Genomic DNA, 22916 nt, shown 5'->3' on the forward strand with positions numbered 1-22916 from the left:
AATACCCGATATTCTCAATGGAGATCGTATGTATTATTCCTTAGTAAGGAAGGCATTGTTTCGGCTAGATCCTGAACGTGCCCATGATTTTACCTTCCGCCAGTTAAAACGTTTATCTCATTCCCCATTTCAATTTCTTATTCAGCAGTCACTTCCTTCTAAACCCGTTTCTTGTATGGGACTCTCGTTTAAAAATCCACTTGGTCTTGCTGCCGGTCTTGATAAAAACGGTGATTGTATAGATGCATTGGGTGCAATGGGATTTGGTTTTATTGAAGTTGGTACAGTGACACCACGTCCTCAAGTGGGAAATGATAAACCTCGTTTATTCCGCTTAGTGGAAGCCGAAGGTTTAATTAATCGAATGGGATTTAATAACCTTGGCGTTGATAATTTAATTGAAAATGTAAAGCAATCTCGTTATGGTGGCGTACTGGGTATTAATATCGGTAAAAATAAAGATACTCCAGTAGAGCAAGGTAAAGATGATTATTTGATTTGCATGGAAAAAGTCTATGCTTATGCGGGTTATATCGCAATCAATATCTCATCACCAAATACCCCAGGTTTGCGTACACTGCAATATGGTGAAGCATTAGACGATTTATTATCTGCAATTAAAAATAAACAATTAGAGTTACAGGGTAAATATCAAAAATATGTTCCTGTTGCTGTTAAAATTGCACCTGATTTAACGCATGAAGAATTAATTCAAGTTGCAGATAGCTTAGTTCGTCATCATATTGATGGTGTTATTGCGACAAATACCACATTAGATAAATCATTAGTCAGTGGATTAGATCACTGTAATGAAGCAGGGGGATTAAGTGGTCGCCCAGTACAATCAAAAAGTACACAAATAATTCGCCAATTAAATGAAGAATTAAAAGGTGCATTACCTATTATTGGTGTTGGTGGAATTGATTCATTAACAGCAGCCAGAGAAAAAATGGATGCAGGTGCTTCTCTTATTCAAATCTATTCAGGATTCATTTATCAAGGTCCTGCACTTATCAAATCTATAATTAATCATATCTAAATACATTTAATAATGAGTTAGGGGCTTTTCTTCTGTCCCTAACTCGTTTATATTGCCCCTAGTTGGTTATTTTTTATTAAATTGCACTGATTGTGCTTAATTAATAGTAAAATGAATCCTGTTTTTGTTAGGTGATATTAAATATTTTATTTATGTCATTTAATTTTGATTGTTTATCAGAGTATAAAACAGGAAATGAATCGAAGGGGGATTAATTAGTGATAATAAAACCCGATGATCGCTGGCGTTGGTATTTTGATGTTGAGCAACAAAAATTAATGCTTGATTTAGCAAATGGTATGGTTTTTCGTTCTCGCTTTCCAAGCAAAATGTTGAGTGAAAGTGCTCGACAATCAGCATCTTTTACCGTCGATGATGCAGCTCTTTATTATGGATACGATGAGCAAATTCGACAAATTGACATGCCATCAGAGTCAAGAGCTGAATTAGCGTTAAATGCATTAATAGCCCATCGCTTTTTAAAACCATTGATGCCTAAGAGTTGGTATTTTGAAGTTAACAATAATCAAATCAACCCTTATTTGTCTCAAGTGGTGGAAGTTTCATTAAGAGAAGAAGACGAAACCGCTCTTTTTTTAGTGACTGAAGTGGGGGCTCAAGCTTGTTTATGTTTATTAGCTCAACCTCAGTTAACATTATTTGATAGAACACTTAATTTTTGTGACCCAATAAAAATTATGAATGATAGGTTAAGCAATTACCATAAAAAGCCAGAGTCAGGATCATTTTTGTACGAGAAAGTTATTTAACAAAAAGAGTTAAAAGGATTTACTCTTTTTATCGTCACTCATTATTTTTTAATATCCTAAAAACAAATCTCCCCTAAATAATACTCCTGCAAATCAAATCTTCATCACTCTCTTTCTGTAATCTTTTTCTAAAAATAAAATGAGCTGATTGATAATTTATCATTGAATTCCTAATAAGATAATTCTTATTAAATAAACCGTCTTATTTAAAATAAAAAAGAAGATAAGGGCAAATTACCTTCTTTTAATTTGTGATAAAGATAAGTGTTATTTTTTATTAAGTGAAAGTTTTACATTACCGTTAGGCACACAGCTACAAGCTAAAATTTTACCTGAGCGTTTAATTGCTCCGGCTTTTAATGCATTAACATCCCCTTCATCTAATTGGATAACACAAGAGCCACAAAGACCTGCTCGGCAACTATAAGGAATGGTATAACCATTATTTTCAAGCTGTTCTAACAGAACTTCTTGGTTATTACCTTCGAAAACCTCACCGTTAAATTCAATACTGACAGTCTGTTCTTGTGCGTTTTCAACAATAGGTGTTGATTGTGTTTCAACAGGAGTCGTTACAAGATACTGTTTTGCTTTTTTATAAGCTAATACCTCAACAGTATCTCCCACACGAATAATGCCTGTTTGGCGAATGATGATATTTTGACCAAAGTCGACATCACCTGTTTCATCGCTACGGAATGTTTGCAGTGTTGCAAGTGGTTCTGTGTTAGGATGTTTAACGCCTTTATCAATACTAATTGTGGTCATGATGCAACGGCTACAAGGTTTCATCAGATCCATCACAACAGAGCCAACACGAATAGTCTGCCAAGTATCTTCTTCAAAAGGCTTTGCACCTGTTATGAGGATATTACCTCGAAATTGCTCAATATTAATTGAAGCGGGGCAACGTTGTTGTAAGTATTGAAATGAGGCTTCATTAATTAATAAGTAAGGGTAACCATCAGCGAAAGAAACAGCGGTTTCTGGGTTTTTTTTCACTCGACGTGTCGATTTTTCGCCAGTCCAACGAAGTTGTACATCTATTTTTAAATAACGACTGAACCACTGATTTATTTCATCTGGTGCGACATACGCGGTAAAATGGTTACCCCAAACTTCTGTCGGTTGCAATGTGGTCTCAAAATCTTGATAAGTGATAGCAATACCTTCACCATCAGGCGCTTGAATATAAATTCCATTTGCCATGACCGTGGGAATAAAACACAGCAAAACGGGAAATTTTCGTGCCGTGATAAAAGTCCCTTCAGGGGTCGTTATCATAAAATCACGATCAAACGTGAATCCGCTCTCACGAGCAAATGCATGAGAAAGTCGAATTCCCTTCATCGATTTAACTGGGTGTATATAAAGGCGTGAAACGTTGATCATCGGTGCTCCCAAAAAGACATTATTATTTTTTATAGCCAGTAACTTTATGACAACGTAATACAATTAGCTATAATGCCCAACAATTTTATTTTAGGTGGTAACAATATTATGCGCTCTCTGTTTGCCAGCACAGGCCGAGGTCTGGAAGAACTATTAAAATCTGAACTTGAACACCTTGGTGCTCAGGCTTGCCAGATAACTCAAGGCGGTGTTTATTTTCGTGCTGATGATAAAACCATGTATCAGTCTTTACTTTGGAGCCGTTTAGCGTCACGTATTATGTTGCCGTTAAATGAATTCAATGTTTACAGTGATCTAGACTTATATCTTGGCGTGCAGGCAATTGATTGGAGTGAGATTTTTACTGTTGATCAGACCTTTGCTATCCATTTTAACGGCACGAATGACATTATTCGTAATAGCCAATATGGTGCATTAAAAGCAAAAGATGCCATTGTTGACTCATTTCAACGTAAAATAGGGCAACGTCCAGATGTCGCTAAACAATCTCCTGATATCCGCTTAACTATCCATCTTCATAAAGAAAAAGCCTCTCTATCTTTAGATTTAAGTGGTGATGGTTTACATCAACGCGGCTACCGTGACTTAACGGGTCAAGCGCCTTTAAAAGAAAATTTAGCTGCTGCGATTATTATGCGTTCAGGCTGGAAAATTGACACACCATTAATCGATCCAATGTGTGGCTCGGGTACATTATTAATTGAAGCAGCCATGATGGCGACAGACTGTGCTCCAGCATTAAATCGTGTGCATTGGGGATTCCGTCATTGGTTAGGCCATGATGAAGCGTTATGGAAAGAAGTGACTCATGAAGCTTTCGCCCGTTTCCGTGAAGGTAAAAAGAATACCACTGCGCGTTTCTATGGTTTTGATGTTGATAAACGTGTGTTGGATATGGCAAGAGCTAATGCCCGTAGAGCAGATGTTGCCGAACTGATCACGTTTGCTCATGGTGATGCAGCTAAACTGACAAACCCAGTCTCAACAGAAATAAAAGGGACAATTATCAGTAACCCACCTTATGGTGAGCGTTTAGAAAGTGAGCCAGCATTAATTGCATTACATAGCCAATTAGGAAGAGCGATAAAAGCACATTTCCCAGGTTGGAGATTGTCACTATTTAGTGCATCACCTGAATTGTTGAGTTGTATTCAATTACGTGCAGAGCGTGAGTTCAAAGCAAAAAATGGTCCTCTTGATTGTGTACAGAAAAACTATTTACTTTCTGATACACCATCAACGATTAACACTGGGCTTGCAGAAGATTTTGCAAACCGTTTGCGTAAAAATGAGAAAAAACTCGCGAAATGGGCAAAACAACAGCAAATTGAATGTTATCGCTTATACGATGCTGATTTACCTGAATATAATGTTGCTGTAGACCGTTATGGCGATAAAGTGGTTATTCAAGAGTATGCACCACCTAAAACTGTTAATGAACACAAAGCCCGTCAGCGTTTATTCGATGTAATTAGCGCAACAATGGAAGTATTGGCATTACGTTCTGATCAACTGATTTTAAAAACTCGCCAACGCCAAAAAGGTAAACAACAGTATGAAAAAATGGCCGAAAAAGGTGATTTTTTCTTAGTTGACGAGTTTGGTGCAAAATTCTGGGTAAATCTTACGGATTACCTCGATACAGGATTGTTCTTAGATCACCGTATTGCACGAAAAATGTTGGGTGAAATGAGCAAAGGAAAAGATTTCTTAAATCTTTTTGCTTATACGGGGACGGCTTCTGTTCATGCAGGAATTGGTGGTGCAAAAAGCACAACAACAGTTGATATGTCACGTACCTACCTTGAATGGGCTGAGAAAAACTTCCAAGCGAATGGCCTATCAGGTAGACAACATCGTTTAATGCAGGCTGATTGTTTACAATGGTTAATGCAAAGCAATGAACAATTTGATGTGATTTTTATCGATCCACCTACGTTTTCTAACTCAAAGCGTATGGAAAATACCTTTGATGTGCAGCGTGATCACATTGAACTAATGAAACATCTAAAACGGTTGTTGAGAAAAGGTGGAACAATTATGTTCTCAAATAATAAACGTGGATTCAAAATGGAACATGAAGAGTTAGCAAAAATTGGCTTGCGTGCAAAAGAGATAACACAGAAAACATTATCACAAGACTTTGCGCGTAACCGCCAAATCCACAACTGCTGGCTGTTAACTCATGCTGGTGAGGAATAATTTACAATGCCGTTAATTAGTTTGACTGGGGCTTATTTATCTTTCAGTGATGCTCCTCTATTAGATAGCACCGATTTATTTATTGAAGAAAATGAACGTGTTTGTTTAGTTGGGCGCAATGGTGCAGGAAAATCAACGCTATTAAGAGTGTTATCTAAAGAGCAACCTTTAGATGATGGTCAAGTTGTTTATGAACAAGATCTTGTGACTGCTCGCTTACAGCAAGATCCGCCAAGAGATATTGAAGGTACTATCTTTGATTTTGTTGCTGAAGGTGTTGAAGAAGATGCTAAATATCTAACGGATTATCATCATATTTCTAAATTGATTGAAACAGATCCTTCTGATAAAAATCTCAATAAAATGGCAGAGCTGCAAGAAGTACTCGATAGCCGTAACTTGTGGTTACTTGATAGCCGAATTGCAGAAGTGTTAGAAAAACTCGGTTTAGATGGTGAAGCTGAGCTTTCTTCTTTATCGGGGGGTTGGTTAAGAAAAGCAGCATTAGGGCGTGCATTAGTTAGCGCACCAAGAGTGCTGTTTTTAGATGAACCAACAAACCACCTTGATATTGAAACGATCCTTTGGCTTGAGAAATTCTTAAAAGATTTCCAAGGAAGTATCGTGTTTATTTCCCATGACCGTTCATTTATTCGAAATATGGCAACGCGTATTATCGATCTTGATCGAGGCAAACTTTCTTCATGGCCGGGAAATTACGATAAGTATCTTGAAAGCAAAGAAGAAGCATTACGCGTTGAAGAGCAACAAAATGCAGAGTTTGATCGCAAATTAGCGCAAGAAGAAGCGTGGATACGCCAAGGTATTAAAGCACGACGTACTCGTAACGAAGGTCGTGTACGTGCTCTAAAAGCATTGCGTGTTGAACGTAGTGAACGCCGTGAAGTGTTAGGCAGTGCACGTATGCAAGTCGAAGAAGCAACTCGTTCTGGTAAAATCGTATTCGAGTTAGAAGATGTTAATTATAGCATTGGAACTCGTAAGTTAGTTCGTGATTTTTCTGCCAAAGTACAACGTGGTGATAAAATTGCGCTGGTGGGACCAAATGGTTGCGGTAAAACGACATTATTAAAACTGATGTTAGGTGATTTAAAAGCTGACAGCGGCCGAGTGCACTGTGGTACTAAACTTGAAGTCGCTTACTTTGATCAGCACCGTGCAACACTTGATCCTGATAAAACAGTAATGGATAACCTTGCTGAAGGTAAGCAAGAGGTAATGGTAAATGGTCGTCCTCGCCATGTACTTGGTTATTTGCAAGACTTTTTATTTCCTCCTAAACGTGCGATGACGCCTGTTCGTGCCCTCTCAGGAGGGGAGAGAAACCGTCTACTATTGGCACGCTTATTTTTAAAACCAAGTAACTTGCTTATTCTTGATGAACCAACCAATGACCTCGATGTTGAAACATTGGAGTTATTAGAAGAATTGGTTGATGCTTACCAAGGCACCGTTTTATTGGTTAGCCATGACCGTGAGTTTGTTGATAATAGTGTTACTGAGTGTTGGATTTTTGAAGGTGATGGTGTCATTAACAGCTACGTTGGTGGATATTACGATGCTCAGCAACAACGAGCACAGTCGGTTTCATTAAAAAGTGAAACAAGAAAATCACGCAACGTACCAGAAAAAGCTGAAAAAGAAGCAAAAGTGAAAGATAGCTCTAAAAAGAACACGCGTACTAACAAGTTAAGTTATCATTTGGCGCGCGAGCTTGAGCAACTACCTGCTAAATTAGAAAGCTTAGAAACGCAATTAAGTGCATTACAAGAAGAAGTGAGTGGGGCGGATTTCTTTGCTCGTCCTCATGAAGAGACAGAAAAAGTCTTAAAAGCACTTGCAGATAAAGAACAAGAGCTTGAAACTGCTTTTGACCGATGGCAAGAGCTAGAATTGATGCAAAATGGCGAATAGCCAACCGAAAACGGGGCATCGCGCCCCGTTTTACTTTCTGGATTAAATATTCTTTTATTGATTATTCTAAATAAGAGGTGTCGCTGTGTGCTCAGGTCAACAACATCGTCATGAACATAAACATGAGCAAATATTATGTCCTCAGTGCGATCTGGTGGTCAGTGTTCCTCAATTAGTACAAGGAACAAAAGCAACATGCCCTCGTTGTCATACTGTATTAATTGCACGTTGGCGTCAGCCTTTTTATCAACCTGTTGCTCTAGCAATCAGCGCATTATTTATGTTGCTAATGGCAAGTCAGTTCACTTTCGTGAGTATGGAAGTGGCTGGTATCACCAACAACATCACATTGATGCAAATTCCAACGGTTATGTTTAGTGAAAATTACGTCGAATTAGGCGCATTTTTCTTACTGTTTGTCCAAATTGTGCCAGCTTTTTGTATGGTGGCAATTTTACTGCTTTGTACGCCAATTCAATTGCCCAGAAAGCTACAAATTTGGCTATCACGTATTTTATTCCAATTAAAATCGTGGTGTATGGCAGAAATTTTTCTGGCGGGAATTTTAGTCAGTTTCGTAAAATTAATGGCTTATGGTGATATTGGACTAGGGCTTAGTTTCCTTCCTTATGTGCTTTATTGCTTATTTCAAATTCGAGCATTCCAGTGCCTTGATAGACACACTTTATGGGAAAAATTAGAACCTCGCCCAAATTACCCTGATATTGAATCAGGTCAATCGGGATTAAAGCAAGGGGTTAGATTATGTCGCTCATGTACGGCAATCTTACCCGTAGATCAATACGAATGTAGTCGTTGTGAAGTGAAAGGACATGCAAGGAGACCTAAAAGTTTACAATGGACGGTTTCTTTGTTGATTACGTCACTTATTCTTTATATCCCCGCTAATTTATTACCAATCATGGTGACTGAATCATTAGGTAATGATATCTATTCCACAATTATGGCTGGGGTAATTTTGCTTTGGGAAGATGGCTCTTATCCTGTTGCGATGGTGATATTTATTGCCAGTATTATGGTACCAAGTTTAAAAATGGTAGCAATTGCTTGGTTGTGTTGGGATGCACATAAATCTAATGGAAAAAGAGATCCCGCTAGAATGCATTTTCTCTACGAAGTTGTTGAATATGTAGGGCGTTGGTCGATGATTGACGTCTTCGTAATTGCTGTTTTAGCTTCATTAGTCAGAATGGGACGTCTGATGAGCATCTATCCTGATTTTGGTGTGGTGCTATTTGCATTGGTTGTAGTATTAACTATGTTCTCTGCAATGATGTTTGATCCTCGGTTGACGTGGGATAAGTGTACAACCGATGATGATAAACCCACGATTAAGGAGCCTAAGGGTGACTGAAAAGAATGAAACTGCTTTAACTGAAGCAAAAATTAACAAACTAAAAAGCTGGTCTCCGGTTTGGATCATACCACTTGTCACCTTACTGATTGGTGCGTGGATACTTTATTATCATTTCAGCCATCAGGGTCCAGAAGTTACATTAATTACCTATAATGCAGATGGCATTGAAGCGGGTAAAACCAAAATTAAAAGTCGCAGTGTGGATATCGGTTTAGTTGAAAGTGTCTCACTCGATAGTAATTTTAGTCGCGTTATTATTACGGCTCGCCTTGATAAAGAAATGAAAGAGTTGTTACGCGCAGATACTGCATTTTGGGTTGTAAGACCTCAAGTCGGTAAAGAGGGGGTAACGGGGCTAGGCACCTTGCTTTCTGGGGCTTACATAGAACTGCAACCGGGGTTAAAAGGTAAAGAAGAAAATGAGTTTAATCTTCTCGACTCGCCACCGTTAGCTTCACCAGATGCAAAAGGTATTCGTATCAATTTAGTAAGTGAAGGGGCAGGCCAATTAAATGCGGGTGATCCTGTTTTATTTAGAGGTTACCAAGTCGGCTCTGTTGAAACCAGCGAATTCAACATTGAGAGCCGAGACATGCATTACCAACTCTTTATCAAAGCGCCTTATGACAAAATGGTGACATCAAATGTTCGATTCTGGAAAGATTCAGGTATCGCTTTTGATATGTCTTCATCGGGTGTACGTGTTGAAATGGCATCACTTTCTACACTCTTTAGTGGTGGAGTTAGTTTTGATGTTCCTGCGGGATGGGTTCCAGGTGATCCTATTGAACCTAAAACAGAATTCAAGCTCTACGATAATGAAAAGAGTATTCAAAACTCGTTATATACCGACTATCGTAGCTACATTATGTTCTTCTCTGATTCTGTAAGAGGATTGCAAGCAGGTGCCCCTGTGGAATTCCGCGGAATTCGCATGGGAACGGTTGTACAAGTGCCTTATTACACTAAAGGTATGCAACAATCATTGGATAAAGATTTTCGCATTCCTGTTCTTATTCATGTTGAACCAGAACGTTTTGCTAATGATGTCGGTGAGAGTTTCGACTTCGTTAAAGAAATTACTTTTGCTTCTAATAATGGATTAAGAGCATCATTGAAATCAGGTAACCTTTTAACTGGGGCACTTTATATTGATCTTGATTTCTACCCTGATGAAGCTAAATGGAAAGGGCCTCAAGAAGTTGCTGGTATCCAACAAATTCCAACAGTTAGCTCAGGTTTAGCGCAAATTCAGCAAAAAGTGATGACATCACTGGATAAGATCAACAATCTTCCTGTTGAGCCAATGCTTAAAGAAATGACTGCAACATTATCTGAAAGCCAAAAAGCGGTCAGTGAAGCGAAAGAAACACTGAAGTCATTGAATGCGATGATTGGCAGTGATGAATTTAGAAATCTTCCTAGTGATATTCAGCAATCATTGAAAGAGATCAATCGTAGTATGCAAGGCTTCCAACCGGGCTCTCCTGCGTATGGAAAAATGATTGATAATATGCAACAGCTTGATCAAGTGCTAAGAGAGATGCAGCCTTTATTGAAAACATTGAACAATAAAAGTAATGCATTAATTTTTGAGGCGAAGGAAGGTAAAGATCCAGAACCAAAGAGGGCTGAAAAATAATGAGATACATTATTGGGATATTTGTTTTGATGCTAACGGCATGTTCAAGCCAACCTGAGAAAACCTATTATCAGTTACCTGATATTTACCAAACAGGGGTATCAGCACAAGTCACGACAACACAGTCAGCGAAAAAGCCTCAAATCTGGGTTCAGCCGATCCGTTTGTCTAGTATGTTAGTAAATGCAGGTATTGTTTATCAAACGACGGATATTAACTATACCGTGGCAAATCAGCATCTATGGATTAATCCACTTGATCAGCAATTACAGCAGAACCTTATTTCAGGTTTAACTAAAGCATTGCCAGGTACTGTTGTTGCAAATCAACCTGTTGAAGATAACTTGGCGAAATTAACGGTCACAGTTAATTATTTTCAAGGCCGTTATGATGGACAGGTAATTATTTCAGGTGATTGGATTTATACTGAAAATAATAAAGTGATTAATCAGCCATTCTCTTTAGTTCTACCACAAACTGAAGATGGTTACCCTGCTTTAGTGCGTACATTAGGGCAGGGATGGGAGCAAGTTATTTCTGATATAGCGAAAGCAATTCAAGCTCAATATTAACGAATTAGTACTACATTTTTTCACACCCAATATTCACTTAAATTGTATTTAAGCAGGATGTTGGGTTTTGTTTATTTAAAAATAACAAAGGAAACAATATGTTAGAAACTCTGAAAAAGAAATATCCTACTGCAATCAGTTGGTCATTTGGTGATAACCCAAAGTTGGCAGATGAACTTGCTATGCTGGTGGTAGAAGGAAAAAAAACGGCAACATGTAGTTCATTAAGTGGTTTTTTTAGTGACAGTGCTATTCCTGTTATTGGCGGTTTTAGTATTATTTTAAATAGCCAAAATGAGCCTGTTTGTGTTATTCGTACACGTTCTTTGCAGTTAATACGATTTAATGAAGTTACAGAAGAGCTAGCTAAGAGAGAAGGTGAAGGAGATTTAAGCTTGGCATATTGGCAAGAAGGACATAAAGCGTTCTTTAATCGAGAAGGTTTTTTTTCAGAAGATATGGAGTTGGTATTTGAAGAGTTTGAATTAATAGAAGTATGTAAGAGGTATTAATAGCTTATTTTGCTTTCAATGAGAGCTAATTCCTTAATAAAACAAGGTAATTAAAAAGAATTTTCTACGAAAAAAATAGCAACAGAGCAAAAATTAATACTTATCAACCAAGTCTTATATTGACATAAATTTAAACGTAAATATCAATTTATCTTATTTAATTTATTGGTTATATAAGGTAAAAATAACCAAAGTCACTTTTAATTATTATTTTTATTAAATATCAATATGTTAATTTTTGTCTTGGTGTGATTTTTAAAATAATTGATAAACTCTTCAATAAAGCATTAAATAAAATAAATAATAACATTGATTATTAAGTTTGTAGTCAGCTCAATATCACAAATATGACATTTGTATTAACTTCTTTACTTGCTTAAATGCTCAATAAAGCGTATCAACTTATAGTGGTTGTTGAAAAACAATCATTATCTTTCCGCTTAAACTTAGAACGTGAGGGTTGTCTAGATATGAAAAGACAGAAACGAGATCGTTTAGCAAGAGCATTATCGAAAGGTTATCAAGCTGGTATGCAAGGTCGTTCAAAAGAACTTTGCCCTTATTTCGCCATTGATGCGCGTTCACATTGGCTTGGAGGTTGGCGACAGGCCATGGAAGATCGCCCAAGTCTGGTAAAATAAATAACCCGTCGTAGTGAAATAGATAATAGCTTATTTTTAGCTGTATTAAATATTATCACTAAGATTTTGCCGACAATCAAAACGAGGGTTATTTATATATATTCCTATGTACATATTGAACATAGGACAATTTGAATATAAATAACAAACAATTAATTTGGATATAAAAAAGGCTTACATTTTTGTAAGCCTTTTTACGTTATATTGTCATTATTTCTATAATAGATTCGGATGGTTATCTATCTTAGAATGCAGTTGTATCTTTAAATAAGCCAACTTTTAAGTCTTTTGCTTCATAAATCAGCTTACCATCAACATACACTTCACCATCGGCAATACCCATAATCAGTTTACGATTGATAACACGTTTGAAATCAATTTTATAGGTAACTTTTTTTGCTGTTGGTAATATTTGTCCAGTGAATTTTACTTCACCAACACCAAGCGCACGGCCTTTACCTTCGCCACCAAGCCAGCCAAGATAGAAGCCGACAAGTTGCCACATGGCATCTAGGCCTAAGCAACCTGGCATAACAGGATCATTGACGAAGTGACAATCAAAGAACCATAAATCTGGCTTGATATCGAATTCTGCTTCGATAAAGCCTTTATTATGGGAGCCGCCATCTTCTGTCATTTTAATGATGCGATCCATCATTAGCATATTACCAGATGGCAGTGGTGGGCCATCTTGGCCAAACAATTCACCACGGCCGGAAGCAATGAGGTCTTCTTTAGAATAAGATTCGCGTTTATCAACCATTGTCTATATAGCCTTTATCAAGTGTAAGAGAACAGAATAGCTTACACTTGTACGCTGAACAACTCCGATCACTTGAAACAGAATTATCTGAATAGACGTAAGAACCAAGGTAATTTAGGTCTATCTTGATTATTTGCAAGTGTTATACGATCATGAATAACAGCTAACAAGTGTGAGTCTGATTGTTCTGCTTCACATTGCTCTTCATAATATGGCTGACGAGTCAGTAACGTTATTGCTTCTGCTACATGAGTAACAGGCCAAATATGAAATTTTTCTTCTTTTACCGCTTGTTGCACATTTTCGTTGAGTACAAGATGGCGAATATTGGCGAGAGGAATAATTACACCTTGTGCACCGGTTAACCCTCTTTGTTGGCAGATATCAAAGAAGCCTTCGATTTTTTGGTTTACGCCACCAATCGGTTGGACTTGACCAAATTGATCAACAGCACCTGTAACAGCAATTTGCTGATCAATAGGTTGTTGTGCCAGAGTACTAATAAAAGCACATAATTCAGCCAAAGAGGCGCTATCACCATCAACCTCTCCATATGATTGTTCAAAAACAATCGAAGTGCTAAATGGCTGTGGTTGGTCTAAACGTAGTTCTGAGTTTAAGTAAGCTTGCATAATCATCATGCCTTTTGCATGAATATTTCCGCCAAGCTCAGCTTTTCGCTCAACATCCGTAAACTCACCATCACCTATATGTGCAACGCAGGTGATGCGAGTCGGTTCTCCGATTAAATCAGGGTATCCAGGGTAATCTAAGACAGAAAGTCCATTTATTTGACCAATAGCTTCACCTTCTGTTTGTATCATAACTTGGTCTTGTAAAATCTCATCACGACTACGTTCTAACAAATAACTGTGTCGCCATAGGCGATTTTCTTCTGCTTTTTTCAATGCATCAGCATTTAGAGAAGCATCATGATTAAAACGTATTGCATAACGAAGCTGGCGTAAGATCCATTCTAAATCTAGGCTTAGAATTAGCTGATCTTCATGTTGTCTTGCTGCTTGTGTTAATAAGACTTCCCAAGCATCCGCAGATAAAGAAGGGAGGCGATATTTTTGGCACAATGAGTTTACAAAACCACACCATTGAGAAAGCGTGGTTTCGTTATCTAAATACATGTCGTATTCATATTCACCATATAAAGCAGTGCTGCTTAGTTCCGGCTCCATAAATTCAAGCTCTTCAAGACTAAGTCTATCACCTACTAAAATAACACGAAGATTGAGTGGCATACTCTCAATAGGTAAAGGCAGGGATTGATTGTCATTCCAGACAAGCCATTCAAAACGCTGTTCTTCAACCATTTTTTTAAGGCGGAACCACATGAGTGGTTGTGCAAGTAAAGATTTTATAGAGAGGACTAAGATGCCACCATTTATTTTATGCAATAAGCCGGGGCTGAGGGTGACTTCATCTTTGTGGCAATAGAATGAACCAAAAAGTTGTTCTGGCTCTATCCATTGGCAACAAGTAATAGATTCTGATGATGAAAATGCACCTTGTACATTTTCTTGCCAATAGATTTTATTGGTTTCTGCTTGATAACTGCCAACAACAGGATCAGTTTTGATCCCTGATTGCGTTAATGTGTCTGTCAGCATATCAAAGTAAGCAGTTGAATCATCCGCTTTTAACAGCATAAATTGCCCTGAATCCGCATTGTTTAACCATTGCAAGCTTTCATACAGGCGAGGTTGAACCTCACGAAGTAGAGATGCAGGTAATTGAGATGCTGTCTGAAAGAAAGTTTGGTAGGAGGCGTAATCAGGACGTAACGCCTGCCATTCTAATTCGTTGTTTTTCAAGGTTACCGTTTTTATTATTGATTAGTGAAAAGAGATAATTAGATATCGTATAATTTGATATCTATCCTGCAATAAGACGGTTCTTTAACTGTCATCAACTGCATAGGCAGGGAATATGTATCGCTACGACCTTATAATGACGAGTTTATAAAATTGGTCATTACGGTTTTATGATAGCGACGCTCGATTCTATCATAACGTGCTCAGAAAACTATCCCTTATCAAGGCCTGTTATTAATTGATAAGAAAGATTATCTAAAATAACTTTGCCTATAAAATAGGCAAAAAATTTCGGTTCAGTGGAAGTATTTTTGTAAAATTGTTGATATGCTACTATATAGTTACGCTGTCACGGGGGCTATATGAAATATCAACAATTAGAGAACCTAGAATGTGGTTGGAAATGGGCCTATCTAGTAAAAAAACACCGTGAAGGTGAATTAATTACCCGTTATATAGAAAAAAGTGCTGCGGATGAAGTTGTCGAGCAATTGTTGCTTCTTGAATCGCAACCATTAAAAGTTTTAGAGTGGATAGATTTGCATATGAATCCTGACTTATCTAATCGGATGAAGCAAACTATTCGAGCTCGTAGAAAACGTTATTTTAATGCTGAGCATCAACACACGCGCAAAAAATCAATCGATTTAACGTTTAAAGTTTGGCAACGCTTATCTGCATTGTCACAACGAAGAGGAATAACATTATCAGAAACAATAGTGCAATTAATTGAAGATGCTGAGAGAAAAGAGCAATATGCATTAAAAGTGCATAATTTAAAAGATGAGCTTATTGAGTTATTAGTACGTGATAAAGAAAAATAAGTTACATCAATTTTGTCTTACTTTACAGGTTTTGGCAGTTTATTGTTATTAGCTTTTCGAAAATGTTCTTACCTTTATATTTTTACCTAATTTTATCATCATAAAAGAAAAACCCTGCCAGTGGCAGGGTTTTGAATTCATCAATAGTAGATTATTCTACTATCTGAATTATTGACCAGGTTGAACAACAACTTCAGTTGTACCTTGGATTTCAATTTCAACACGACGGTCTGGCGCTAAGCAATCGATCAGAGCTGAACGAGCTTTAACGTTGTCACATGTGTTGCCAGTAACTGGATTTTCTTTACCACGACCTTCTGCAGAGATGCTGTTTGCAGGGATACCTTTAGATACCAGGTAATCAACTACAGATTGAGCACGTTTTTCTGACAGAGGCAGGTTGTAGTTTTGTGAACCGATACGGTCAGTGTAACCGATAACTACTACACGACCTTGAGTTGGGTCGATGTTAGCCAGTTCATTGTACAGACCATTCAGAGCTTCTTGACCTTCAGCTTTCAGAGTAGATTTGTTGAAGTTGAACAGAACGTCTGAACGCAGAGTAAAGGTTTTGTTCTCAACAACTGGAGCTGGAGCTACAACTGGTGCTGGAGCTACAACTGGTGCTGGAGTTTCTTGGTTGAAACGGTAAGCAACACCAACACTCAGCATGCCGTTGTCTGGACGTGCATTCAGAGTACCTTTATCACCGATGTTGTTGATCCACTGATATTCAACACGGGTAGCGATGTTTGGAGTGATCGCGTATTCAGTACCTAATGCGAATACTGGAGAAACGCCAGTGTCATTTTCAGAAAAACGTCTTTGAGTTGGAGCTGCTGAAGTTGCATTAACGGTTGCAGAAGAATCTGCACGCCATACCATACCACCTAAACGAGTATAAACGTCTAGGTCTTCCATTACTGGATAGCTTAATTTAGTAGTTAACTGGATACCTTGAGCTTTGAAAGCACCGTTGTTGTATGAACCTTTGTAAGTCATACGACCTAACCAGTCATAACCCAGCTCAAAACCTAAGTATTGGTTGTATTGATAACCAGCAAATGCACCAGCACCTAATTGGTCTTTATGAGTATTACCGTTACCGATAGATACATCACCCCATTGGTTGCTAGTACCTTGGTATTGAGACCAACCTAATTTACCACCAGTATACCAGGTATTGTCTTTTGGAGCTGCTTGCGCTGCAGTTGCGAAAGCTGCCACTGCCACTGCTAATGCGATAGCTGTCTTTTTCATTTTACGCCTCGTTATCATCCAAGTTAGGCATTTGGCTTTAAGCCTTATTATTTGCCCTTGGTTAAATTATTGTTAGGAATCCAATACTTTCATCAAATGATGATCCCAAAAAATGGGATTTAAAGCATAACCTTAACGACATAAAGTCTACAATGAACTTAAAAAGTTACAAGTAATCCTTTAAAATTCGACTTAAAATTTTAAAAAGATCTGCTTTATCTCACAATGAGAAAGATTCTGTATTTTTGTTAAATTTATTGTAACTATATGATTTAGGTTATAATTACATTTGACTTATCTTAAATGATACAAGGGCGTTTTGAGTATTAGGAAAACTCTTAAATTTCACTAATGGTAGTGAATTGAATGAATTTTTACTGAATTCAAATGTCGTTTAGAGGTATTGCTATTTTCTAAATGGATATTTGTATTAATTTGTTGTCGCATAATAAACCCGAGGGTTTTTCCTTTACTTGCAGCAGATTCTAATCGTTTCATCTCTTCTGACGATATTTCTGGTAACCAACCGAGTACGACACTGTAATTACCACTTGCCAACGCTTTTTCCATTAAATCAACCGTAGTTATCATATTTATATGATTTAATTGAATTATTTTGTTAAGTGGTAATCCGGCATTTTTTAACCAAGTACGATTTAGCTTTTGTTGTGGGTTTAGCCACAATAACCAACGTGATTCATAGCTATACTGTTTCAGTAATGGCAAAAGGATGTGATTAATGACGAGCGGATTTTGGTAGAGAAGTTCACTCACCATACCTTGTTTATTATTACTATCGTAAGTCGCCACTGTTGAAGGGATAGATAGAGGTAATACCTCATTTGAGATCTCTTGGAGAATGGCGTTCTGTCTTGTCGGAGATGATGTTGAGAGTTTCATATTTACCTCGTTCCATATGCACTGTATGAATATACAGTATATCTATATTTCGCTTAAATCAAGCTCATTTTTTGAAAGTTCCTCTCAAATTTCATGTAAATTTCTATTTTTAAGTTGTTAACTATTGGCAATAAAAGGGAATTTCTTTATTGTCTTTCTTGTGATGTATTATGCATGTTTTTGAATTCAAAGATAAAATTTAATCTTAAAGTTTGTTTTGGAGTTTCAATGTTATTTTTACCTGAGCAAAGGAAGGCTCATTTGTTATCGCGTATTGCACAATATGGAGAGTTAACAACAAAGTCTCAATTTGGTGGTGTTAGCTTAATGATTGATGATGTTATGTTTGCTATCACATCTAACAATGAGTTTTATTTAAAAGGAAGTGGGTTTTTAGAAACTCTCTTTAAGGCAACGAAAATGAGTTCCTATACCTATTTGAAAAAAGGAATTCCTATCATATTGCGTTATTACCATATAACGGATTCGCTATGGAATAATCAGCAAAAATTAGATCAATATATTGATATGACATATCACTACAGCATCCAAGAATATTTAGGACAACGAAAGAAGCCTTGTAGAATAAAAGACTTACCTAATCTAGGTGTGATATTAGAAAAAAGATTGAATCAAATTGGTATTAATCAAGTTGAAGAACTGCGTTTAATCGGAGCTAAAGCGTGTTATCTAAAATTAATGCATGGCCACAATTTGAAAAATAGTGAACTTTTACTTTCATTGGCAGGAGCTATCGTTGGATGCCATCGTTCTGTATTACCTAGTCAACTTAAAATGGAGTTATTAGATTGGTACAACGAATTATCTTTCCAATAAAATAAAAAGCAATGACCGTTATTTTCTCTAATATACTTATAGAAATTAGAGAAAATAACGTCAATAAGAGACTAAGATTGAGGCATGTTTTTTGATTCGCTTTGCTCAATAATTTGGATGCAGTTAATAATTTGTGGCAGTAAGTCCAATAGTAATCGGATTTGAGTAAGTACTAATTGAATGCGAGGATTATCGGCATTAGGTAATAGATTGATCCTTTCAATTAATTCTACATGAGATTGCTTAAATTCTTTGACTGGTGGCGTTTTGCGACGTAAAGCAGAATCGATATAACACACTGTATCATTAAGTAACGTGAGCACATTCTCGTCTTCTATTTTTGAACGATGAACGCCAAGAGCAGAAATATAACTGAGTAAAGTATGATTTAAACAAAGTAACTGAAAAGCCACTTCTTGGGATGCTTGATAACTTTTGGGCTCTGATGACATATTTGAGATCAGGGAGGCTAATTCACCATCACTACTATGAGCATTTCGACGAGCAATTCGATAACTTAAGCTATTATCTTTCCCTTGGTAATACTGAATAAGTATGGCATCAAGATAATAACAGTTATTTGTCATTGTTTTTTGAATGACAACTGGTAGCTGACGGAATTTCCAGTCAGGCCAAATAAAGCTGACAGCAAACCAAGCTATGGCGCAGCCAATTAAGGTATCGATAATACGAGGAAGAGCAACATCATAACCTTCACCAAGCAAATTGAAACTTAATAAAACCAATAAAGTAATAAATAGTGTGGCATGTGCGTATTGTATGGTTCTAAATGCAAAAAAGAGCGTACCAGTTATTACAATTAAAACGAGTTGTCCTTCAATCGAAGGCACAAAATATAAAATAGGGAAGCCAATTAAAATACCAATAATAGTACCACTCACACGTAAAGTAAGACGTCGGCGAGTGGCATTATAGTTGGGTTGGCAAACAAAGAGGCTAGTTAATAATATCCAATAACCTCTATCCAATTGGAAAAATTGAATAATGGCATAGCCAATACATAACACCAGTGACATCCTAACTGCATGTCTAAAAAGCGCCGATTTTGGCGTGAGGTGCTCTTTTATTCTTAGTGCAATATCGCGCCATCCTGTTAAACCATCATCAGAAAGTTGTGTTTCTTCTTTTTGGTCATGGGATATTTGGTATTGCTCTGTACTAATACTTCGTAAAAGCGCATCAATGCCTTGAAGGTTTTGCAGTAAATTATTTAAAGGTGTTATTAATTGTGGTTCTGAGGTCGTTTTTTTTAAATGATTTAATGCATTCTCTAGATAATTTATAGCACGTTCTAATGAAGGATTATGCTGATATTTTTTATGCCAAAGAATAGATTGTGCAACTTGTTCACAAGCTCGAGCCTGCATAGAAAGTAAACGTTGAAACCGAAATAACACATCGCTATGCCGTAATTCATTACTTAATAGCTGGTATTGAGCATGTGACGAACTTGCTCGCTCATGAATATCTTGAGCAACGAAATAGTAATGAAGTGTGAAACGACTACTACGTTGGCCTCTATCACCTTTTAATCGACTTAATAATGTAACTTTAGTTTGGTTCATCGTGTCAATTAATTGGCTATTTGCCATTGCTAAATTATAAAGCGAGTGTTGATAGTCATCTTCGATATCTGGATCAAATAATGTCGCTTTAGCTTCGAGGTAAGTTGCGAGTTGTTGGTAACAGCGAGTTAGATTGTCCTGAACTGGGCGAATTGGGAATAATAAGTGACCAATTAATGTTAAAGAGTTATACCAAATAGCGCCTAATAATAATAAAACGGGTTGTTCATACCATTCTGGGAAAATAGGCATACCGAGCATAGTATAAATCGCGATTAATAAAGCACCAAAAGCAATAGTTGCGTACCGTTGCCCTAAAGCACCCAATAAAATAAATCCCCAAGTAGAAATAGCTAAACCACAAAAGAATAAAATAGGATATGGATAAAGTAATCCTATAGATGCTGAAGCAAGAAGAAAACAGCATAAAGTGATAACTAGGTTTTTTAAACGACCAACAAGCCTATCATCTAAGTCAGTTAATGCAGCCGCAACCACGCCTAAAGTTAGAGGAATTGTATATTTAGGCTCTTGCCCTAAAATCCAAGGAAACAAAGTCGTTCCTGTAAGCGCGATTATTATGCGAATATAATATAAAAAGTGGCTATTATAGATAAATCGGCGGGCGCCATTTAGCAAAGTGAACACAAAAAGCCCTTAAATAAACAAGATGAAGATAATTACCTCTTAGAATATAGGGTTTATCACCGATTAAAAAGAGCTTAACGACAGACTATTTGTTATTTATTGCAGGAATTACGTATGGAACTGAAATCCACCCCGATGGGACAACGTTTAGCACAACATCCATATAATAGAGTCAAATTGTTAAATGCAGGCATTGAAGTCAGTGGTGAAAAACATCAGTATTTAATTCCTTTTAACGAACTGATTAATATTTTCTGTAAAAAAGGGATTGTGTGGGGGGAGTTAGAATTTTTATTGTCTGAAGATAAAGTTGTTCGATTACATGGAACGGATTGGGAAGAAACTCAACAGTTTTATCGTTATCTTTATCAATCATGGCAAAATTGGAGTAAAGAAATGAGCGAAATAAGCGCTCAAGTACTTGAGAAGCAACTCCATAATATTAATGAAATAACCCAATCAAATAGATGGATAAAACAGTCTAAACTTAGCGAAATTCAACAATCTATAAAAGATAGCTTTTCTGCTATTCCCCTCCCTCTTGAACGCCTTATTCAATTTGACAATTGTCATACTCTTTATCAGCAATGTTTAGAGTGGCTAAAGCAAGGTGAAGCACTTATTAATAAAGAAAATTCTGTTTGGGTAACCCAAATATTAAATGAGCATGCGGAATTTTTTAATACGATTGAATCATCGCCATTAAATGAATCACAGTGTCGTGCCGTAATTAATGGAGAAGAAAATATTCTTGTTCTCGCTGGTGCAGGAAGTGGTAAAACATCGGTATTAGTTGCCAGAGCGGGGTGGCTATTACGTCGCCAATTGGCACAACCTGATCAAATTTTATTACTTGCTTTTGGGCGTAAAGCCGCACAAGAAATGAATGAAAGGCTTTCTAGTCGTTTAAATAGCGATATTATGGCAAAAACGTTTCATGCACTGGCATTATCCATTATTCAACAAGCGACAAAAAAGCACCCCAAAATTAGTGAGCTTGAAATAAATAGTGAAAAAAGAAGAACTCTATTATTAGGTGAATGGAGAGCTCAGTGTCAGCAGAAAAAAGCACAAGCAAAAGGATGGCGAGAGTGGTTATCTCAAGAGTTTGAATGGGATATCCCTGATGGTGAGTTTTGGCATGATAAAAAATTAGAAAACCAAGTTGCTGTAAGATTAGAGCGTTGGGTTGGTCTATTAAGGATGCAAGGTGGTAGCCAAAAATCTCTGATTGAAAGTGTGGATCCCGAATATACCGAATCTTTTAAAAAGTATTTAAAATTATTATCGCCATTATTAAAAGCTTGGAAAACCGCATTAAAAGAAGAAGATGCGATCGATTTTTCAGGCTTATTGCATCAAGCTATTAACCTTATTGAAAAAGGGCGTTTCATTAGCCCATGGAAACATATTCTTGTTGATGAGTTCCAAGATATTTCACCATTAAGAGCTTCATTATTAACCGCATTAAAACAGCAAAATAAACAAACATCTCTATTTGCAGTAGGAGATGATTGGCAAGCCATTTATCGTTTTAGTGGTGCGGAATTATTATTAACGACTTCTTTCCATCACGCTTTTGGTGAAGGTGCTGAATGCGCATTAGATACGACTTATCGTTTTAATGACACGATAGGAAATGTTGCCAATACGTTTATTCAACAGAATCCAGTTCAATTATCTAAACCGTTAAATAGTCTAGTGAAAGGTAATAAAAAGTCTGTTGTACTGTTATCTGACGATCAACTTGAAAATTTACTAAATAAAATGAGTGGTTATGTAGAAGAAAATGAAACTATTCTTTTACTCGCTCGTTATCACTATTTAAAACCAGAATTATTAAAAAAAGCTAAGACACGTTGGCCTAAATTAAATTTAGAATTTATGACTTTTCATGCATCGAAGGGGCAACAAGCTGATTACGTTATTATTTTAGGTTTACAAGAGGGTAAAGATGGTTTCCCTGCACCTGCAAGGGAATCAATTATTGAATTAGCGTTATTACCAAAAGTTGAAGATTATCCTAATGCGGAAGAACGACGTTTAATGTATGTCGCATTAACAAGAGCAAAAACACAAGTATGGCTATTATTTAATAAACAACAGCCATCTTGTTTTGTTTTAGAGCTAAAATCTCAAGGTGTTCCTATACAGCGAAAACCTTAAAA

At 36.9% G+C, this 22916-nt stretch carries 18 protein-coding genes; 12 read left to right on the plus strand and 6 right to left on the minus strand.

Annotated elements, in window-relative coordinates:
* The first annotated feature begins 28 nt into the window (after nucleotides 1–28).
* Nucleotides 29–1039: a quinone-dependent dihydroorotate dehydrogenase gene (pyrD, locus tag H1225_RS03955; RefSeq protein WP_109400845.1), complete on the plus strand. Its 1011-nt coding sequence runs from the start codon at nucleotides 29–31 to the stop codon at nucleotides 1037–1039.
* Nucleotides 1040–1257: 218 nt separating this feature from the next.
* Complete coding sequence (locus tag H1225_RS03960) at nucleotides 1258–1809, plus strand: cell division protein ZapC (RefSeq protein WP_006537379.1); 552 nt, start codon at nucleotides 1258–1260, stop codon at nucleotides 1807–1809.
* A gap of 267 nt (nucleotides 1810–2076) precedes the next feature.
* On the opposite strand, the gene H1225_RS03965 is transcribed toward H1225_RS03960, so the two are convergent.
* Nucleotides 2077–3201 (minus strand): YcbX family protein, encoded by a 1125-nt coding sequence (locus H1225_RS03965; protein ID WP_161706095.1) that lies wholly within the window; start codon nucleotides 3199–3201, stop codon nucleotides 2077–2079.
* A 108-nt stretch (nucleotides 3202–3309) separates the two neighbouring features.
* Between H1225_RS03965 and rlmKL the strand changes: the two genes are divergently transcribed.
* The 7 genes from rlmKL (at nucleotide 3310) to rmf (ending at nucleotide 12104) form a co-directional block, all read left to right on the plus strand.
* Nucleotides 3310–5424 (plus strand): bifunctional 23S rRNA (guanine(2069)-N(7))-methyltransferase RlmK/23S rRNA (guanine(2445)-N(2))-methyltransferase RlmL, encoded by a 2115-nt coding sequence (rlmKL, locus tag H1225_RS03970; RefSeq protein ID WP_161671415.1) that lies wholly within the window; start codon nucleotides 3310–3312, stop codon nucleotides 5422–5424.
* 6 nt (nucleotides 5425–5430) lie between these two features.
* A complete protein-coding gene (locus tag H1225_RS03975) occupies nucleotides 5431–7359 on the plus strand; it encodes an ABC transporter ATP-binding protein (RefSeq protein ID WP_006537375.1) in 1929 nt (642 codons plus the stop codon).
* An 85-nt stretch (nucleotides 7360–7444) separates the two neighbouring features.
* A complete protein-coding gene (gene pqiA, locus H1225_RS03980) occupies nucleotides 7445–8734 on the plus strand; it encodes a membrane integrity-associated transporter subunit PqiA (protein WP_072062779.1) in 1290 nt (429 codons plus the stop codon).
* Nucleotides 8727–10379, plus strand: a complete 1653-nt coding sequence (gene pqiB, locus H1225_RS03985; protein WP_161671416.1) for an intermembrane transport protein PqiB — start codon at nucleotides 8727–8729, stop codon at nucleotides 10377–10379. Before pqiA ends, pqiB begins: the two co-directional genes overlap by 8 nt.
* A complete protein-coding gene (gene pqiC / locus H1225_RS03990; protein WP_006537371.1) occupies nucleotides 10379–10951 on the plus strand; it encodes a membrane integrity-associated transporter subunit PqiC in 573 nt (190 codons plus the stop codon). Before pqiB ends, pqiC begins: the two co-directional genes overlap by 1 nt.
* 98 nt (nucleotides 10952–11049) lie before the next feature.
* Nucleotides 11050–11463: an ASCH domain-containing protein gene (locus H1225_RS03995; protein WP_161724689.1), complete on the plus strand. Its 414-nt coding sequence runs from the start codon at nucleotides 11050–11052 to the stop codon at nucleotides 11461–11463.
* A 470-nt stretch (nucleotides 11464–11933) separates the two neighbouring features.
* Nucleotides 11934–12104: a ribosome modulation factor gene (rmf, locus tag H1225_RS04000; RefSeq protein WP_023581348.1), complete on the plus strand. Its 171-nt coding sequence runs from the start codon at nucleotides 11934–11936 to the stop codon at nucleotides 12102–12104.
* Nucleotides 12105–12348: 244 nt separating this feature from the next.
* Here the strand turns inward: rmf and fabA are convergent, their stop codons facing one another.
* Both fabA and H1225_RS04010 read right to left on the minus strand, forming a co-directional pair.
* The gene (gene fabA, locus H1225_RS04005; RefSeq protein WP_006537368.1) at nucleotides 12349–12867 is read right to left on the minus strand and encodes a bifunctional 3-hydroxydecanoyl-ACP dehydratase/trans-2-decenoyl-ACP isomerase; all 519 of its coding nucleotides are present in this window, start codon (nucleotides 12865–12867) and stop codon (nucleotides 12349–12351) included.
* An 83-nt stretch (nucleotides 12868–12950) separates the two neighbouring features.
* The gene (locus H1225_RS04010; protein ID WP_109847548.1) at nucleotides 12951–14693 is read right to left on the minus strand and encodes an AAA family ATPase; all 1743 of its coding nucleotides are present in this window, start codon (nucleotides 14691–14693) and stop codon (nucleotides 12951–12953) included.
* Nucleotides 14694–15055: 362 nt separating this feature from the next.
* Here H1225_RS04010 and matP point away from each other — a divergent pair, with 362 nt between their 5' ends.
* Complete coding sequence (gene matP / locus H1225_RS04015; protein ID WP_006537365.1) at nucleotides 15056–15517, plus strand: macrodomain Ter protein MatP; 462 nt, start codon at nucleotides 15056–15058, stop codon at nucleotides 15515–15517.
* Between the two features lie 168 nt (nucleotides 15518–15685).
* Here matP and ompA read toward each other — a convergent pair whose 3' ends face one another.
* Together ompA and sulA are read right to left on the minus strand one after the other, a co-directional pair.
* The gene (gene ompA, locus H1225_RS04020) at nucleotides 15686–16777 is read right to left on the minus strand and encodes a porin OmpA (RefSeq protein WP_109400852.1); all 1092 of its coding nucleotides are present in this window, start codon (nucleotides 16775–16777) and stop codon (nucleotides 15686–15688) included.
* Between the two features lie 348 nt (nucleotides 16778–17125).
* Nucleotides 17126–17677: an SOS-induced cell division inhibitor SulA gene (gene sulA / locus H1225_RS04025; protein ID WP_006537362.1), complete on the minus strand. Its 552-nt coding sequence runs from the start codon at nucleotides 17675–17677 to the stop codon at nucleotides 17126–17128.
* Between the two features lie 261 nt (nucleotides 17678–17938).
* Between sulA and H1225_RS04030 the strand changes: the two genes are divergently transcribed.
* On the plus strand, nucleotides 17939–18514 hold the full coding sequence (locus H1225_RS04030) for a TfoX/Sxy family DNA transformation protein (RefSeq protein ID WP_237584894.1): 576 nt from the start codon (nucleotides 17939–17941) through the stop codon (nucleotides 18512–18514).
* A 71-nt stretch (nucleotides 18515–18585) separates the two neighbouring features.
* Here H1225_RS04030 and yccS read toward each other — a convergent pair whose 3' ends face one another.
* Nucleotides 18586–20748 (minus strand): YccS family putative transporter, encoded by a 2163-nt coding sequence (gene yccS / locus H1225_RS04035; RefSeq protein WP_161724692.1) that lies wholly within the window; start codon nucleotides 20746–20748, stop codon nucleotides 18586–18588.
* 114 nt (nucleotides 20749–20862) lie between these two features.
* Between yccS and helD the strand changes: the two genes are divergently transcribed.
* Nucleotides 20863–22914: a DNA helicase IV gene (gene helD / locus H1225_RS04040; RefSeq protein ID WP_109847551.1), complete on the plus strand. Its 2052-nt coding sequence runs from the start codon at nucleotides 20863–20865 to the stop codon at nucleotides 22912–22914.
* Nucleotides 22915–22916 lie beyond the last annotated feature (2 nt).

Origin of the sequence: Proteus penneri (assembly GCF_022369495.1) — a bacterium.
Classification (GTDB): domain Bacteria; phylum Pseudomonadota; class Gammaproteobacteria; order Enterobacterales; family Enterobacteriaceae; genus Proteus; species Proteus penneri.

Bases quoted from the DNA above. Each gene is read 5' to 3' on its own strand.
- pyrD (WP_109400845.1), top strand. From the start codon at position 29: ATGTATTATTCCTTAGTAAGGAAGGCATTGTTTCGGCTAGATCCTGAA.
- H1225_RS03965 (WP_161706095.1), bottom strand. From the start codon at position 3,201: ATGATCAACGTTTCACGCCTTTATATACACCCAGTTAAATCGATGAAG.
- rlmKL (WP_161671415.1), top strand. From the start codon at position 3,310: ATGCGCTCTCTGTTTGCCAGCACAGGCCGAGGTCTGGAAGAACTATTA.
- H1225_RS03975 (WP_006537375.1), top strand. From the start codon at position 5,431: ATGCCGTTAATTAGTTTGACTGGGGCTTATTTATCTTTCAGTGATGCT.
- pqiC (WP_006537371.1), top strand. From the start codon at position 10,379: ATGAGATACATTATTGGGATATTTGTTTTGATGCTAACGGCATGTTCA.
- H1225_RS03995 (WP_161724689.1), top strand. From the start codon at position 11,050: ATGTTAGAAACTCTGAAAAAGAAATATCCTACTGCAATCAGTTGGTCA.
- rmf (WP_023581348.1), top strand. From the start codon at position 11,934: ATGAAAAGACAGAAACGAGATCGTTTAGCAAGAGCATTATCGAAAGGT.
- fabA (WP_006537368.1), bottom strand. From the start codon at position 12,867: ATGGTTGATAAACGCGAATCTTATTCTAAAGAAGACCTCATTGCTTCC.
- matP (WP_006537365.1), top strand. From the start codon at position 15,056: ATGAAATATCAACAATTAGAGAACCTAGAATGTGGTTGGAAATGGGCC.
- ompA (WP_109400852.1), bottom strand. From the start codon at position 16,777: ATGAAAAAGACAGCTATCGCATTAGCAGTGGCAGTGGCAGCTTTCGCA.
- sulA (WP_006537362.1), bottom strand. From the start codon at position 17,677: ATGAAACTCTCAACATCATCTCCGACAAGACAGAACGCCATTCTCCAA.
- helD (WP_109847551.1), top strand. From the start codon at position 20,863: ATGGAACTGAAATCCACCCCGATGGGACAACGTTTAGCACAACATCCA.